Genomic DNA, 15920 nt, shown 5'->3' with positions numbered 1-15920 from the left:
AGATGTTCGCCATCGAACCGCGCGAGACCGACGACCTGAACCTGATGGAGGACGAGGCCTTCCGCGCCCATGTCCGCCAATGGATCGAGGCGAACTACCCGCCCGAGCTGCGCAACCCGCCCAAGCGCCTGCATTGGGAGGAGAACAAGCCCTGGTACTTCAAGCTGGCCGAGAAGGGCTGGCTCTGCCCCGGCTGGCCGCGCCGCTTCGGCGGGCTCGGCCTGAGCCCCGCCAAGCAGATCATCTTCACCGAGGAGGTGGAGCGCCACGGCTGCGCGCGCACCAACGACCACGGCATCGTCATGGTCGGCCCGCTGCTGATCAACCACGGGACGGAAGAACAGCAGCAGGAATTCCTGCCGAAGATCCTGTCGGGCGAGCACATCTGGTGCCAGGGCTATTCGGAACCCAATGCGGGGTCGGACCTCGCCGCGCTGCGCACGGAAGCGGTGCTGGACGGAGACACCTACGTCGTCAACGGCCAGAAGATCTGGACCACGCTGGCGATGGACGCGAACTGGTGCTTCCTGCTGGTGCGCACCGACAAGGCGGCGAAGAAGCAGGAAGGCATCTCGTTCCTGCTGGTCGACATGACCACGCCGGGCATCACGGTGAAGCCCATCATCAACCTCGAATACCATGACGAGTTCTGCGAGGTTTTCTTCGACAACGTCCGCGTGCCGGCGAAGAACCTGGTGGGCACGCCGAACCGCGGCTGGGACATGGCCAAGGCGCTGCTGTCCTTCGAGCGCATCTATCTCGGCTCCCCGCGCCTGTCGGCCTATGCCTTCACGCGGCTGCGCCAGCTCGCCGAACGCATGGGGGTGTGGGAGGAAGCGGCCTTCCAGGAAACCTACGCCCGGCTGCGCCTGGATCTCGAGGACCTGAAGTCGCTCTATGGCGCCTTCGTCGACAAGCTGCGGCGGGGCGAGACGCTCGGCCCGGACGTGTCGATGCTGAAGGTGTTCCAGACGGAACTGTTCCAGCGCATCACCGACACCATGCTGGAGATCGCCGGCGAGAATGCCGGGCTGCTGGAGCCGATGGAAGGCAACCGCAACCTCAACCCGACGGGCCTGTACATCCAGGCGCGGCCGGCCACGATCTATGGCGGGTCGAACGAGATCCAGCGGAACATCCTCTCGAAGAACGTGCTGGGGCTGCCCGGGTGACCGCGCTGTTCCGCCTGCCGGCGACCGAGCTCGCCCACCGCATCCGCACGAAGCAGGTATCCGCCGCCGAGGCGGCGCGGGACGCGCTCGCGCGGCTCGACGCCGTGAACCCGCGCATCAACGCCGTGGTGGACCACCGCCCAGACGACGTGCTGGCGCAGGCGGGGGCGATCGACGCCGCCATCGCGCGGGGGGAGGATCCTGGCCCGCTCGCCGGCGTGCCGGTGACGATCAAGGTCAATGCCGACCAGGCGAGCTTCGCCACGACCAACGGGCTGCGGCTGCAGAAGGACCTCGTCGCGCAGCAGGACAGCCCGGTGGTGGCGAACCTGCGCAAGGCCGGTGCCGTCCTGCTCGGGCGGACCAACACGCCGGCCTTCTCGCTGCGCTGGTTCACGCGCAACTCGCTGCACGGGCATACGAGGAACCCGCGCGATCCGTCGATCACGCCGGGCGGGTCCTCCGGCGGCGCGGCGGCGGCGGTGGCGGCCGGCATCGGCGCGATCGGGCATGGGACCGACATCGGCGGGTCGATCCGCTACCCGGCCTATGCCTGCGGCGTGCATGGGCTGCGGCCGACACTCGGGCGCATCCCGGCCTGGAACGCCTCCGGCGCCGAACGCCATGCGGGCGGGCAGCTGATGGCCGTCAGCGGGCCGATCGCGCGCACCATCGCCGACCTGCGCGTGTCCCTCGCGGCGATGTCGGCGCGCGACATCCGCGACCCCTGGTGGGTGGGCGCGCCGCTGGAAGGCCCGGCCGCGCCGAAGCACGCCGCGCTGTGCCTGCGGCCGGAGGGGATGGAGGTGCAGCCCGCCGTGCTCGACGCGCTGCGCGACGCCGCGCGGCGGATGGAAGCGGCCGGCTGGATCGTCGAGGAAGCGGAGACGCCGCCGCTGCGCGAACCCGCCGACCTGCAGGCCATGCTCTGGCTCGCCGAATCCCGGCGCGGGCTGAACACGGCGCTGCACAAGGAAGGCGACCCGGATGCGAACTTCGTCTTCGCGCAGATGGAAGCGCTGTGCCCCGTCCCCGACCTCAACGCCTTCATGGACGGGCTGCAGAAGCGCGCGTCCTTCGTGCGGATGTGGATGGAGTTCCTGGAACGCTTCCCGGTCGCGATCATGCCGGTCTCGGGCGAGCTGCCCTTCCGCGACCAGGAGGATGTGGAAAGCCCCGAGGCCTTCCGCCGCATCATCGCCGCGCAGCTGACCCAGGTGGGCCTGCCGCTGATGGGGCTGCCCGGCCTTGCCGTCACCACGGGGCTGGTCGGGGCCGTGCCGGTCGGCGTGCAGCTCGTCGCGGGGCGCTACCGGGAAGACCTGCTGCTCTCGGCCGGCGCCGTCATCGAGGCGGCCGGCGTGCCCGCCGCCCCGATCGACCCGGCCTGAACCGCTACTCCCGCCGCACCGGCGGGACGCTGCCGCGCGGCGGCTGGCCGTAGCCCGGCGGCGGCGGAGGCTGCTGCCCATAGCCGGGCGGCGGCGGCTGGCCATAGCCGGGCGGCGGTTGCCCATAGCCCGGCGGCGGCTGCCCGTAGCCCGGAGGCGGCTGGCCGTAGCCCGGCGGAGGCTGCTGCCCGTAGCCGGGGGGCGGCTGCCCATAGCCCGGCGGCGGACCCTGCGGCGGCTGCGGCGGCGGCTGCCATTGCTGCGGCGGCTGCTGCCATTGCGGCTGGGGCTGCCATTGCTGCGGCTGGGGCTGCTGCGGCTGCCAGGCGCCCGGCGGCGGCGCCGCCTGCCACTGCGCCACGCCCGCGCCGCCCTTGGGGTCCGGCCCGAAGCGGTTCGGCCCGGGCGTGCCGGACAGGAAGGCGGTCTCGATCAGCGCCCAGATCGGGCCGACCAGCGGGATCAGGTTGATCAGCACCCACCAGCCGGACTTGTCCCGGTCGTGCCAGCGCTTCACCTGCCCCGCGAGGCCACCCCAGAGCGAGGGGATCAGCGCCAGCAGGCTGAACGGCCCGATGCCCTGCGCCGAGACCGCGAAGCCGTCCTCCGGCATCGCATCCTCGGTGAAGGTCACGAAGCCGAGCGAGATGTCGATGACGCTCGCGACGATCGACAGCGCGACCAGCGGCAGCACATAGGCCAGCCACCACGTCTTCCGCCGGATGCGTCCCTGGAAGCTGAACCACTGGCCGAATGTCATCGCCCTGCTCCCCGCTGAATCGCTTCACACGATCACGCCTTCGCGCCCTGTGACAAGCCCGGGGATGGCTTGCGCCTGTGACATTCGTTGCATAGCGTCGGCGTATCGATACATCCGCCGTGCCCGGGAGGCCGCCCGCATGATCCGCCGCAAGCTCCTTGCCCTTTTCGCCCTGCTCGGGACGGGCGCGCTCGCCGCCTGCGCCCCGCAGACGGTGTATGTGCCGCAGCCGGTGGCGGTGGCCCAGCCGCCGGTCGCGGTAGGCTGCGACACGCGCTTCACCGTGGTGAACAACTCCTCCCTGACGGTGATGCAGCTGTTCTTCAGCCATTCCAGCCTGGCGAACTGGGGCGCCGACCAGCTCGGCCAGAACGTGCTGCCGCCGGGCCGCGCCTGGAACTACCGCGCCGCGAACGCCGGCAACTACGATTTCCGCGTGGTCTGGCAGAACGGCCGCGCCGCCGAACTCCGCCGCGTGAACATCTGCGCCGCGAGCCGCATCGTCGTGACCAATTCGGGCCTCTACGCGCAGTAACCCGCTCGCCGCCCGCGCCGCGCCGCGATAGCCTCCCCGCCGGGTCCACCGTCGGGGAGGTTTTTCATGTCGGACGAACGCATGGGCATCCTGCGGCAGCGGCGCATCGAGGCCGCCTTCGCCAAGGGCGTCTATGAGGAGATGAAGGCCGAGTTGGGCGAAGCGAAGGCCAAGGCCATCCTGTCCCGCGCCGTGGTCAAGATGGCCAAGGACACGGCGGCCGAGATGGCGAAGGACGCGCCGGGCGGGGAGCCCTCCCTCGCGCATTTCATCGCGCTGCAGCCGCTCTGGACCAAGGACGACGCGCTGCGGATCGAGACGCTGCGCCAGGACGAGAAGCACTACGACTTCAACGTCACCCGCTGCCGCTACGCCGAGATGTACCGGGAGATGGGGCTGGCCGACCTCGGCGCCGTGCTGTCCTGCAACCGCGACGGCGCCTTCTGCGAGGGCTACCACCCGAAGATGAAGCTGGAACGCACCCAGACGATCATGGGCGGCGCGCAGCACTGCAACTTCCGCTACACGATGGAGGAATAGCCGCCATGGCCGGCTACGTCGCCACCGATGCCGGCGCCTACGAGCGCAGCATGGGGCGTTGGAGCCGGCTGCTCGCGGACCGCTTCCTCGATGCGCTGGCCCTGCCGCGCGGTGCCGCGGTGCTCGATGCCGGCTGCGGCACCGGCGCGCTGGCCGCGGCGATCGCCGCGCGCGACCCGGCCGCGCGCGTCACCGGGGTCGATGTGAGCGAGCCCTTCCTCGCCGCCGCGCGCGCCCGCGTGCCGGGCGCGGCCTTCCGCCATGGCGACATCGCCGCGCTGCCCGATGCCGATGGCGCCTTCGACGCCGCGCTGTCGCTGCTGGTGCTGCAATTCGTGCCGGACCGCGCCGCGGCGGTCGCGGAACTGGCGCGCGTGACGCGCCCGGGCGGGGTCGTCGCCGCCGCCATGTGGGACTTCGTCGGCGGCTTCACCTTCGTGCGCGCCTTCGCCGACGTCATCGCCGCGAGCGAGCCGGACGGCGAGGCGTTCCGCACCCGCTACCTGGGGGACTCGATGGGCTCGCCCGGCCGGCTCGCCGCGCTGTTCGAAGCGGCCGGCCTGCGCGAGGTGGCCGAGCGGGACATCGCCATCCGCCAGGACTTCGCGGATTTCGCCGATATGTGGACCCCCTGGCTGACCGGCCAGGGCGTGGCCGGCGCCTATGTCGCGGCGCTGCCGCCCGAACGCCGCCCGCGCGTCGAGGCGCTGGCCCGCCGCGCCTATCTGTGCGGCGCGCCGGACGGGCCGCGATCCTTCGTCGCCGTGGCGCGCATGGCGGTCGGCCGCCGGGCGTGACAGCCGGCGCGCCGGCGCGCGATGATGCCGGCAAGACCAACGGGAGGACGACCATGACCCGCCTGACGCGCCGCGCCGCGCTGACCCTGCCGCTTGCCCTGCCCGCCGCCGCCCATGCCCAGGATTGGCGCCCCGGCGCGCAGGCGCGCATCGTCGTCCCGGCCGCGCCGGGCGGGACGACCGACATCATGGCCCGCCTGCTCGCGCCCTATTTCCAGGCGCGGTGGGGCACGCCGGTGGTGGTGGAGAACCGCTCCGGCGGCGGCGGCACGATCGGGACCATGGAGGTGGTGCGCAGCGCGCCGGACGGGCGGCACATGCTGATGGGCAATATCGGCCCGCAGGCGATCGGCCATTCCCTGTTCCGCAACCTGCAATACCGGCCGGACAGCCTGGCCGCGGTGTCCAACGTCATCCGCGGGCCGAACGTGCTGGTGCTGCACCCTTCCGTGCCGGCCACGACCGTGCCGGAATTCGTCGCCTGGCTGAAACGGGAAGGCGGCCGCGCCTCCTACGGCACCTCGGGCATGGGGCAGTCGCCGCACCTGTCGGGCGTCTGGTTCAACCAGCTGACCGGCACGCGGTCCGAGGCGGTGCATTTCCGCGGCGCGGGACCGCTGCTGATCGACCTGGTCGCGGGCAATGTGCAGTTCGCCTACGATAACCTGACGACGGCGATCGAGCATATCCGCGGCGGCAGGCTGCGCCCGCTCGGCGTGACCAGCGCCGACCGCTCCGCCCAGTTGCCCGACCTGCCCGCGCTGCGGGAGACGATGCCCGAACTCGCCCCCTACGACGTCTCGACCTGGTTCGGCGTGTTCATGCCGGCGGGCACGCCGGCACCCGTGGTGCGCAGCGTGAGCGCCGACATCCAGGCCTTCCTCGCGCTGCCGGAAACCGTGGCGCGCTTCACCCAAATGGGCGGCGTGCCCGCCCCCGGCGGCCCCGAGCATTTCGAGGCCTTCGTGCGCGCCGAGACGGCGAAATGGGGCGAGGTGATCCGCCGCGAGGGCCTGCAGATGGATGCGGGCTGAAGGAGAGATGGCCATGACCACCACCCGCCGCGCCGCGCTCGCCGCCCCGCTGCTCGCCCTGCCCCTGGCCGCCCGCGCCCAGTCCTGGCGGCCGCCGGGGCAGACGCGCATCATCGTCCCCGCCGCGGCCGGCGGCACGACCGACATCATGGCGCGCATCCTCGCGCAGTTCCTTCACCCGCGCTGGAACATCCCGGTGGTGGTGGAAAACCGCGCCGGCGCCGGCGGCACCATCGGCACGCTCGAGATGGTGCGCGCGCGGCCGGACGGCACGACGCTGATGCTCGGCAATATCGGGCCGCAGGCCATCGCCTACGCGCTGTTCCGCAACATGCCCTATCGCGCGGAGCAGATCCTGCCCATCGCGGGGACCATCGCCGGGCCGAACGTGCTGGTGGTGCATCCCTCCGTGCCGGCGAACACCGTCGCCGAGCTCGCCGCGCTGCTGCGCGCGCAGCCGGGGCGCATCCCCTACGCCTCGACCGGCGTGGGGCAGTCGACGCATCTCTCGCCCGTGCTGATGCTGCAGATGCTGAACGCGCAGTCGATCCACGTGCCGCATCGCGGATCGGCGCCGGCGCAGGTGGACCTGCTGGCGGGCAATGTCGCCTTCATGATCGACAACCTGACCGGCATCATGGGCCATATCCAGTCGGGCCGCGTGCGCGCGCTTGCCGTCACCAGCCGCGAGCGCAACGCGATGCTGCCCGACGTGCCCGCGATGCGGGAGACGATGCCGGAACTCGCGACCTATGAGGTGAACACCTGGTTCGGGCTGTTCGCCCCCGCCGGCCTGCCCGCCGCGGCGGTGACGAGCCTGAACGCCGAGGTCGCCGCGCTGGTGGCGCTGCCCGAGACGCAGCGGCGCTTCGCCGAGCTGGGCGGCTTCGCCATGCATGGCAGCGCCGAGGAGTTCGCCGCTTTCGTGCGCAGCGAGACCGCCAAATGGGCGGAGGTCATCCGCAAGGAAGGCCTGCAGCTCGATGCCGGCTGACGGGGCCGGTTGACGCGGGGCGGCGCGCGGGCCGAGGCTTCGCGCATCGCCGACGGAGGAACCGACCATGCGCCTGCTGCCGATCGCCGCCGCCCTGCTGATCGCGGCCGCCCCGCCGGCGGCGCAGGCGCGGTCCTTCACCTGGTCCTTCGCGGCGGACATCCTGACGCTGGACCCGCATTCGTCGAACAACACCTTCACCAACGCCTTCCTCGACAACCTGTTCGAGACGCTGGTGCGGCACAATCCGCGGCTCGAGATCGAGCCCTCCCTCGCCACGCGGTGGGAGGTCGTCTCCCCCACCGTCTGGCGCTTCCACCTGCGGGAGAATGTCCGCTTCCATGGCGGGGAGACCTTCGGCGCGGAAGACGTGGTATTTTCCTGGCAGCGGCTGAACACGCCGGGCGCGCTCGCCCGCGGCGTGCTCGGCGGCGTGATCAAGGAGGTGCGCCAGACCGGCCCGCTGACGGTCGAGATCGAGACGCAGCGCCCCTTCCCCATCCTGCTCAACGCGCTGACCCAGATGCACATCATGGACAGCGGCTGGGCGGCGGCGAACAACGCGACCGCGGCGACCAACCTCCAGCAGCGAGAGGAAGGCGCGGCGCAGCGCGGCGCCAACGGCACCGGCCCGTTCAGGCTGCGTAGCCGCGAAGTGGAGGGCGCGACCGTCCTCGTGCCGCATGAAGGCTGGTGGGACCGGCCGCAGCACAACCTGACCCAGGTGACCTTCCAGCCCATCCGCAACGCCGCGACGCGCACCGCGGCGCTGCTCGGCGGGCAGATCGACGCGCTGGTGGAACTGCCGCTGCAGGACATCCCGCGCATCGAGGGCAACGCCAACCTCCAGGTCGTGCAGGGGCCGGAACTGCGCACCATCTACCTGGGCTTCGACCATCATCGCGACGAACTCGCCTATTCCGACGTGCGCGGCCGCAACCCGCTGCGCGACGTCCGCGTCCGCCGCGCCATCTACCAGGCGATCGACGTCGAGGCACTGCGCCGGTCCGTCATGCGCAACAACGCCTGGGTCGCGGGCACCATGGCGAGCCCCTTCCTGTCCGGCGCGCCGGCGGACATCAACACGCGCACCTTCCCCTACGACCCCGAGGCCTCGCGCCGGCTGCTCGCGGAAGCGGGCTATCCGGACGGCTTCTCGATCGGGCTCGCCTGCCCGAACGACCGCTACGTGTACGATGAACGGCTCTGCATCGCGATCTCTGGCATGCTCCAGCGCGTGGGCATCCGCATCATCCCGCAGTTCGAGACGCTGAACGTCTGGTCGCGGCGGATCAATTCGCTCGACGTGTCGATGTTCATGCTGGGCCATGCCGGGCTGCCGCTGGCGGACACCTACTCCACCCTGTCGGAGGTGCTGCGCACGCGCACCGCGAACGCCGCGGGGCTGAATGTCGGGCGCTGGTCGAACGCGGAATTCGACGCGCTGGTGGACCGCATCGCCGAGGAAGGCGACGAGACGCGCCGCCGCGCCCTGATCCGGGAAGCGCTGCTGATCGAGAAGCGGGAAGTGGCGCATGTGCCGCTGCACCAGCAGCCAGTCGTCTGGGCGTCCCGGCGCAACATCGACCTCGCGCAGTCGCCGGATAACCGGCTGCGGCTGCGCCATGTGCGGGTGAACTGAATGGCCGATCTCCTCATCACCGGCGGGACCGTCATCACGATGGATCCCGCCCGCCGTGTCATCGCCGATGGCGCGGTCGCGGTCGCGGGCGGCAAGATCCTCGCGGTCGGGCCGCGCGCCGATGTCGAGGCCGCGCACCCGGCGGGCGAGCGGATCGACGCCAGCGGCAAGGCGGTGCTGCCGGGCCTGATCGACGGCCATGCCCATGCCGGGCATGGGCTGGTGAAGACCATGGGCAGCGGCGATTCCGAAGCCTGGTCGGAAGCCTGCCGCGTCATCTACACCCTCGCCTCGCCGCCTTCGTTCTGGCGGGCGGAAGCGGCGCTGGCGGGGCTCGAATGCCTGAAGTTCGGCGTCACCACCTCCGTCATGCTGCTCGGCGGAGGGGATTCGATCGGGCGCGTGGACGACCCGGCGCATGGCGACGCGCATGTGGAAGGGATCGGCGCCATCGGCATCCGCCGGATCATGGTGCTCGGCCCGACGCGCCCGCCCTTCCCACGCCCCTATCGCGGGCTGGACGGCACGGTGCGCGAGGTGTCCTTCGAACAGCAGGCCGAGACCATCGGCACGCTGGTCGAGCGCCACCACGGCAAGGGCCGCGTCACCTGCGCGACGCTGATGCCGGTCTATCGCGAGGCGACGCACGACCCGGCCAAGGTGCGGGAGATCGAGGCGCAGGGCCGCGTCATCCGCGACATCGGCAAGCGCTTCGGCACGCTGTTCCACCAGGACGGCCATCGCGGCGGCTCGATCGAGTTGGCCGACCGCATGTTCGGGCTGCTCGGCCCGGGTGCCTGGCTGTCGCACTGCACGGACCTGACCGAGACCGACATCGACACGCTGGTGCGCACCGGCACGAGCGTGGTGCACAACCCGTCCGCCATCGCCGCGGTGCGCGGCCATTGCCCGGCCATCGCGATGATGGAGCGCGGCGTGACGGTGATGATCGGGTCCGACGGCACCGCGCCGGACCGGTCCACCGACATGTTCCGCCACATGTTCCAGGCCATGCGCTACCACCAGCGCGCCGCGCGGGACGAGACGCTGCTGCCGCCCGGCAAGGCGCTGGAGATGGTGACCATCGACGCCGCGCGCGGCCTGGGCATGGCCGATCGGATCGGCAGCCTGGAGACGGGCAAGGAGGCGGACATCATCACCGTCGACCTGTCGGCGCCGCACATGCTGCCGGCCAACATGCCGGTGCATCGGGTGGTCTACTTCGCCTCCGGCGGCGACGTGCGCGACGTGGTGGTGGGCGGGGAGGTGCTGATGCGCGACCGCCTGGTGCCGCATGTGGACGAGGCCGCCATCGCCGAGGCCGCCGGGCGGGAGACGGCCCGCATGCTGGCCGAAGCCGGCCTGTCCGACATGGTGGACGAGGATCCGGGCTGGGGCCGCACGCGGCGTCGCGGCTGAGGCCGCGCCGAGCAACGCACGGCTGAGGCCGCGCCAGGCAATGCGCGGCTAGGGCCGCGCCACACTACGCGCGGCTCGCGGCGCCACTCCCTGCGCGGCCGGCCTCCCGCCCCGCATTGATGCCGGCGCCGGTTCGGGCCACGCTGGACCCGACCCCGGGGGGAACCAGACATGATCCGTCGCCGCCATCTTCTCGCGGCCGCCGCGGCCTGCATCGCGGCACCCGCGCGCGCGCAGTCGCCCTGGCCGACGCGCCCGATCCGCTTCATCCTGCCCGACGCGCCCGGGGCGGGGAACGACACCACCGCGCGGCTCGTAGCCCCGCCGCTCGAAGCCGCGCTCGGCCAGCCCATCGTGGTGGACAACCGCGCCGGCGCCGGCGGGCGCATCGGCGTGGAGGCCGCCTTCCGCTCCGCACCGGACGGCTACACCTTCCTGCTCGGCAATGCCGGGTCGAACGGCATCAACGCGGCGATCTACCGCGACCTGCCCTATGACCTGACCAATGCCTTCGAGCCCGTCTCGCTGCTGGTGGTCGGGCCGAACGCGCTGATCGTGAACCCGCGCGCCCTGCCGGTGGCGAGCGTGGCGGAGCTGATCGCGACCGTGCGCGCGCGGCCGGGCGGGCTGAACTACGCCTCGGCCGGCGTCGGCTCCTCCGCCCACATGAACATGGAGCTGTTTAAGAACCAGGCGGGGCTCGACATCGTGCACGTGCCCTATCGCGGCGCGCCGGCGCTGGTGCAGGCGGTGATCACCGGCGAGGCGCCGCTCGCCTTCGCCAACCTGGTCAACGTCATGCCGCAGGTCCGCAGCGGGGAGGTGAAGCTGCTCGCCGTCACCTCCATGAGCCGCACCGACGACCTGCCGCAGACGCCGACCGTGCATGAAAGCGGCCTGCCGGGCTTCGAGAGCGTCGCCTGGAACGGGCTGCTCGCCCCGCGCGGCACGCCCGCCACGGTGCTGGAGAGGCTGCACGGGGAACTCGTGAAGCTGCGCGGCAATGCCGACCTGCAGGCGCGGGTGCGGCTGCTCGGCGGCACGCTCCAGGTCTCCTCCCCGGCCGAGTTCCAGCAGCGGATCGAGCGCGACGTCGCGCAGTGGAAGCGGCTCGCCCAGGCGGCGAACATCTCGGCCCAGTAGATGCGCATCGCCTCGCTCGACTTCATCGGCGCCAACGTCACGCCCAGGACCAACTGGTCCTTCCTGCTGCTGCGCACGGACTGCGGGCGCACCGGCATCGGCGAGTGCACGCTGGCGAACCAGGAAGCGCTGCTGGCGGCCGAGGTCGCGCGCCTCGCCGCCAACGTCGCGGGGGAGGATGCGCGCGCGCGCAACCGGCTCGCGCGGCTGATCCCGCACGCGCCGGGCGGGCTCGTCGCCCATACCGTGCTCTCGGCCTTCGAACAGGCGCTGTGGGACCTGGCGGGGCAGGAGGCAGGCAGGCCGATCCACGCCCTGCTGGGCGGCGCGCTGCGCGACTCCGTGCCGCTTTACGCCAACATCAATCGCGGCGCGAACCCGCGCACGCCGGAAGGCTTCGCCGCCGCCGCGCGCCGCGCGGTGGCCGATGGATTCCGCGCGGTGAAGCTGGCACCCTTCGAGCCGCTGGTCTGGGAAGACGCGGCCGATGCCGCGCAGCGAGAGGCCTATGCCCAGGGTCTTGCGCGCATCGCCGCGGTTCGCGACGCGGTCGGGCGCGACATCGACGTGATGGTCGACGTGCATTGGCGCTTTTCCCCTGGCGGCGCCGCGCGGCTGGTGCAGGACGTATCGCCCTTCGGCCTGTTCTGGCTCGAATGCCCCGTCTCGGAAGCCAACCACGCGGCGATCCGCCGCCTGCGCTCCATGGCGAATGATCGCGGCATGCGGCTCGCGGGCGCGGAGACGCTCGCCGGCCTCGGCGCCTATCGCACCATCGTCGAGGCCGGCTGCTACGACGTGATCATGCCCGACATGAAGCATGCCGGCGGGCATGAGGAAATCCGCCGCATCGCCGCCCTCGCCCAGACCGCTGGGATCGAGGTCGCGCCGCACAACCCGACCGGGCCGGTCTGCCATGCCCATTCGGTGCATCTGTGCACCACCATCGCGAACCTGCTGCCGCTCGAGGTGCAGTTCGGCGAGACCGATCGCTTCTTCACCCTCGTCACCGGCCACGATCTACGCTTCGCGCGCGGCAGCGCGACGCTGCCGGCCGCACCGGGGCTCGGCACGGCGCTGGACGAGGCCGCGGCGCGGCTGATGCCCTGGCAGCCCATGCCGCGGCCCTGGCTCGACCCGAGGCTCGGCTGATGCCCATCTGGGTCGCGGCGACGCTGCTCGCCGGCCTGTTCCAGACCTGGCGCACCGCCCTGCAGCAGAAGCTGCGCGGGCAGATGTCGGTCAACGCCGCCGCCGTGGTGCGCTACCTGTACGGCGTGCCGGTCGGCATGGCGCTGGTGGGCCTCTACCTGCTCGTCTTCGGCGGCGGCCTCTCCGCGCCGTCCTGGACCTACCTGCTGTTCTGCGCGCTGGGCGGGCTCGGGCAGATCGTGGGCACCAACCTGCTCATCATGTCCTTCGGGTATCGCGGCTTCGCGGTGGGGACCGCCTATTCCAAGACGGAAGCCGTGCAGGCGGCGGTCATCGCGCTGGTGTTCCTGGGCGAGGGCTTCGGCGCGCTCGCCTGGCTCGGCATCGCCGTGTCGGTGGGCGGGACGCTGTATCTCTCGCTCGCCGGGCGCGTCACCTCGCTGCGGGACGTGGCGGCGGCGACGGTGCAGCCATCCGCGCTCTACGGCCTCGGCGCGGGCTTCGCCTTTGCGCTCTGCGCCATCGCGATCCGCGCGGCGACTCAGGAGATCGAGGGGCCGGACGCGACGCTGCGCGCGCTGCAGACGCTCGTCGTCATCAACATGCTGCAGACGCTGATGCAGGGGTCCTGGCTCGCGGCGACGGAACGCCAGTCGATCCCGATGCTGTTCCGCACCTGGCGGTCCTCGGCGCAGGTGGGCGCGCTGTCCGCCTGCGGCTCGGCCTGCTGGTTCACGGGCTTCGCGCACGCGCCCGTCGCGCTCGTGCGCGCGGTGGGACAGGTGGAGATCCTGTTCACCCTGTTGTTCAGCCGCTTCTTCCTGAAGGAGCGGATGAAGCGGACGGATGTCGTCGGCGCCCTGGTGGTGGTGGGGGGCGTGGTGCTGGTGTTGTTGGGGCGGTGAAGGTCGGGGGAGGGGAACCTCCCCCGAACCCCCTCCCTTCTTTGTCCGTTGTCAGCCCGCCTTGCGCTCGAAGAAGGGGGCGGGCTTCACGATGCGGTTTTCCATCTTGATGAGCAGGCCGCGCTTGCCGACCTCGGCGAGGTATTCCGCCCAGGCGGGGTCGGCGGCCATGGCGGCGCGGCGACGCTCGCGATCGGCCTGGTCCTCGTAGCCCCACATGTGCACGACGGTGTTCAGCGCACCCTCGATCGTCGTGTACCAGCCGACGCAATTGCCGAGGTGCTTCTGCTGCAGCGGCCAGCCCTTCTCCTGATACAGCGCGACGAACTCGGCCACCTTGTTCGGCAGGCAGGTGTAGATGCGCAGGTCGACGATCATGACGGCCCCTCCTCTTGGTCCGGGCGCAGCATGGGGTGCCGCGCGCGGACGGGGAAGACAGTCATCCAGCACGACGAAGTTGGATCGAGGCGCTGCCTCGATCCGGGAGGGCAAAGCCCGACCGCGCCCGAGCCAACAGCCGCCCCGGTGCGACGGTGCACCGCGCGAAGGCAAGGGCCACGGTCGCGGCCCGCCCGCCGTCCGAGGGCACAAGGAAACGGCCCGAGGCAAAGCCTCGGGCCGGGAGCGCAAGGCGCGACCGCGCCCGGACCGTCAGTCGCGACCGGCACCGCAGTGCATGGCGCGAAAGCCAAGCCGCCGGATGGCGGCGCCGGCGATTGAGGTCAGAAACATCTCTCGCCGGCGATTGAGGTCAATCGAGACTCACGGGCACCAGATCCTGGAACCACGACTGCACCGAGGTGAAGCCTCGCACGCGCCGGCTCATCGCCCGCGGATTGAGGTCGTGCACGATGAACAGCCAGGGCGCGTGGTCCACCACGCGGGCATGCGCTTCGGCATAGGCCGCCTGCGCCTCGGCCGGGTCGCGCGCGGTCTCGAGCCGGGCGAAGGCGGCCTCGAACCGGTCATCGGAGAAGCCCGGCCAGTTGAACCCGTTCGGCGGCTGGAAGGCGCGCAGGAAGTACCGCGCCATCACCGACGGGTCGGAGGACGGCGAGGACGGGTTCAGCGCCTGCACGTTCGCCACCACCGGCGCATTCGCCGCCGACCGCGTGGCCACCAGCAGGTTCGACCAGTCCGTCACCTCGAAATCCACCTGCACGCCGCAGGCTTCCCGCAGGTTCTGCTGCAGGAACTCGTTCATCGGCAGCGGCAGCATCTGGCCCGAGCCGCTGGTCGAGATCATCACCCGGAAGCGCAGCGGCCGCTGGGCGTTGAAGCCGGCTTCGGCCAGCAGCGCGCGGCCGCGCGCAGGGTCGAGGGTGTAGCGGTTCTCCGGCGTGCCGAAGGCGGGATCGGACGGTTTCAGCCAGCCGACGGACGGTTCCGCCGTGCCGTTCAGCAGCTGCACCAGCCCGGCGCGATCGACGCAGTAGTTCAGCGCCTGGCGCACGCGCACGTCGCGGAAGGGCGAATTCTCCCCCTGCATCTGGAACATCCAGGGCCAGACATGCGGGTAGGACCCCGTCGTCACCTGGAAGCCGGCGGCGCGCAGCGACGGGATGGCATCGGGCGGCGGCACCTCGATCCAGTCCACCTGGCCGGAGCGCAGCGCGGCCAGGCGCGTATTCGCCTCCGGCATGGGCACCAGCAGGATGCGGTCCAGCCGCGCGCGGCGCCCCGTGTCCCAGTAGCCGTCATGGCGGGAGAGTTCCGCCGACTGCCGCGGCACGAAGCGGGAAAGCCGGAACGGCCCCGTCCCCGCCGGCGGAAGGGCGGCGACGCGTGCCCAGTCCCGCCCCGCTGCCTCGAAGGATTGGGGGGAGGTCATCAGCAGGTAGACGACCATGTAGGGGAAGTAGGAGGCGACGCGGGTCGTCGTCATCTCCACCGTGAAGTCGTCGACCTTGCGGTAGGAATCGAGGATGGTGACGCGGGCGCGGGAGATGCCGCTGCCCTGCGGCTCGAATTGCGGGCTGTCGTTGCGGAAGAAGCGGTCCATGTTCCAGACGACCGCATCCGCGTTGAACGGCGTGCCGTCATGGAAAGTGACGCCGCGGCGCAGGTGGAAGCGCCAGATGCGCGGATTGGCGGCATCCTGTTCCCAGCGCTCGGCGAGGCCCGGGCGCAGGCCGGCGGGCCTCGTCGCGTCCGACAGGTCCCACAGCGTCAGCGCCTCGAAGATCGGGTAGCCGAGGAAGCGCATGCCCTCGAACCCGTTGTTCGGCATGCCCGTGGTGGTCGGCACGTCGGATGCCGTCATGCCGATGCGCAGCGTGCGCGGCTGCTGGGCCGCGGCGGTGCCGGCCGCGGCCAGCATCGCGGCGCCCAAGGCGTAGGCGGAAAACCGCCGGAACCTGCTCATGAAGAAGTCTCCCCCGCTGCGGGGGCGGCCGGGATGCCGCCCGTCCCACCAGGGGAGAGCAAGAGCCGGGC

The 15920-nt window shown here is 71.6% G+C and carries 15 protein-coding genes; 12 read left to right on the top strand and 3 right to left on the bottom strand.

The window, feature by feature from the left end; genetic code table 11:
- Nucleotides 1-2 precede the first annotated feature (2 nt).
- On the top strand, nt 3-1172 hold the full coding sequence (locus J5Y09_RS01410) for an acyl-CoA dehydrogenase family protein (protein ID WP_209349922.1): 1170 nt from the start codon (nt 3-5) through the stop codon (nt 1170-1172).
- Nucleotides 1169-2563, top strand: coding sequence for an amidase family protein (locus J5Y09_RS01405; protein WP_209349921.1), 1395 nt, complete (start codon nt 1169-1171; stop codon nt 2561-2563). Before J5Y09_RS01410 ends, J5Y09_RS01405 begins: the two co-directional genes overlap by 4 nt.
- A gap of 4 nt (nt 2564-2567) precedes the next feature.
- Here J5Y09_RS01405 and J5Y09_RS01400 read toward each other — a convergent pair whose 3' ends face one another.
- On the bottom strand, nt 2568-3323 hold the full coding sequence (locus J5Y09_RS01400; protein WP_209349920.1) for a DUF805 domain-containing protein: 756 nt from the start codon (nt 3321-3323) through the stop codon (nt 2568-2570).
- Nucleotides 3324-3462: 139 nt separating this feature from the next.
- Between J5Y09_RS01400 and J5Y09_RS01395 the strand changes: the two genes are divergently transcribed.
- The 10 genes from J5Y09_RS01395 (at nt 3463) to J5Y09_RS01350 (ending at nt 13484) form a co-directional block, all read left to right on the top strand.
- Entirely contained in the window at nt 3463-3858 is a 396-nt protein-coding gene (locus J5Y09_RS01395) for a YajG family lipoprotein (protein ID WP_209349919.1), read from the top strand.
- A 66-nt stretch (nt 3859-3924) separates the two neighbouring features.
- Complete coding sequence (locus tag J5Y09_RS01390) at nt 3925-4398, top strand: L-2-amino-thiazoline-4-carboxylic acid hydrolase (RefSeq protein WP_209349918.1); 474 nt, start codon at nt 3925-3927, stop codon at nt 4396-4398.
- Between the two features lie 5 nt (nt 4399-4403).
- The gene (locus tag J5Y09_RS01385; protein WP_209349917.1) at nt 4404-5195 is read left to right on the top strand and encodes a class I SAM-dependent methyltransferase; all 792 of its coding nucleotides are present in this window, start codon (nt 4404-4406) and stop codon (nt 5193-5195) included.
- Between the two features lie 53 nt (nt 5196-5248).
- On the top strand, nt 5249-6229 hold the full coding sequence (locus J5Y09_RS01380; RefSeq protein WP_209349916.1) for a Bug family tripartite tricarboxylate transporter substrate binding protein: 981 nt from the start codon (nt 5249-5251) through the stop codon (nt 6227-6229).
- A gap of 13 nt (nt 6230-6242) precedes the next feature.
- Nucleotides 6243-7223, top strand: a complete 981-nt coding sequence (locus J5Y09_RS01375) for a Bug family tripartite tricarboxylate transporter substrate binding protein (protein WP_209349915.1) — start codon at nt 6243-6245, stop codon at nt 7221-7223.
- 67 nt (nt 7224-7290) lie between these two features.
- Nucleotides 7291-8865 (top strand): ABC transporter substrate-binding protein, encoded by a 1575-nt coding sequence (locus J5Y09_RS01370; protein ID WP_209349914.1) that lies wholly within the window; start codon nt 7291-7293, stop codon nt 8863-8865.
- Entirely contained in the window at nt 8866-10284 is a 1419-nt protein-coding gene (locus tag J5Y09_RS01365; RefSeq protein ID WP_209349913.1) for an amidohydrolase family protein, read from the top strand.
- 171 nt (nt 10285-10455) lie between these two features.
- Nucleotides 10456-11427, top strand: coding sequence for a Bug family tripartite tricarboxylate transporter substrate binding protein (locus tag J5Y09_RS01360; protein WP_209349912.1), 972 nt, complete (start codon nt 10456-10458; stop codon nt 11425-11427).
- Nucleotides 11428-12579, top strand: a complete 1152-nt coding sequence (locus tag J5Y09_RS01355) for a mandelate racemase/muconate lactonizing enzyme family protein (protein WP_209349911.1) — start codon at nt 11428-11430, stop codon at nt 12577-12579.
- A complete protein-coding gene (locus tag J5Y09_RS01350) occupies nt 12579-13484 on the top strand; it encodes an EamA family transporter (protein WP_209349910.1) in 906 nt (301 codons plus the stop codon). The genes J5Y09_RS01355 and J5Y09_RS01350 overlap by 1 nt, the downstream gene beginning before the upstream one ends.
- Nucleotides 13485-13535: 51 nt before the next feature.
- Here J5Y09_RS01350 and J5Y09_RS01345 read toward each other — a convergent pair whose 3' ends face one another.
- Nucleotides 13536-13862, bottom strand: a complete 327-nt coding sequence (locus J5Y09_RS01345; protein WP_198375675.1) for an NIPSNAP family protein — start codon at nt 13860-13862, stop codon at nt 13536-13538.
- A 373-nt stretch (nt 13863-14235) separates the two neighbouring features.
- Complete coding sequence (locus J5Y09_RS01340) at nt 14236-15849, bottom strand: ABC transporter substrate-binding protein (RefSeq protein WP_209349909.1); 1614 nt, start codon at nt 15847-15849, stop codon at nt 14236-14238.
- Nucleotides 15850-15920 lie beyond the last annotated feature (71 nt).

The organism is Roseomonas nitratireducens, assembly GCF_017813355.1.
Taxonomy (GTDB): domain Bacteria; phylum Pseudomonadota; class Alphaproteobacteria; order Acetobacterales; family Acetobacteraceae; genus Neoroseomonas; species Neoroseomonas nitratireducens.
This window is presented reverse-complemented; position numbering and strand designations above follow the sequence as displayed.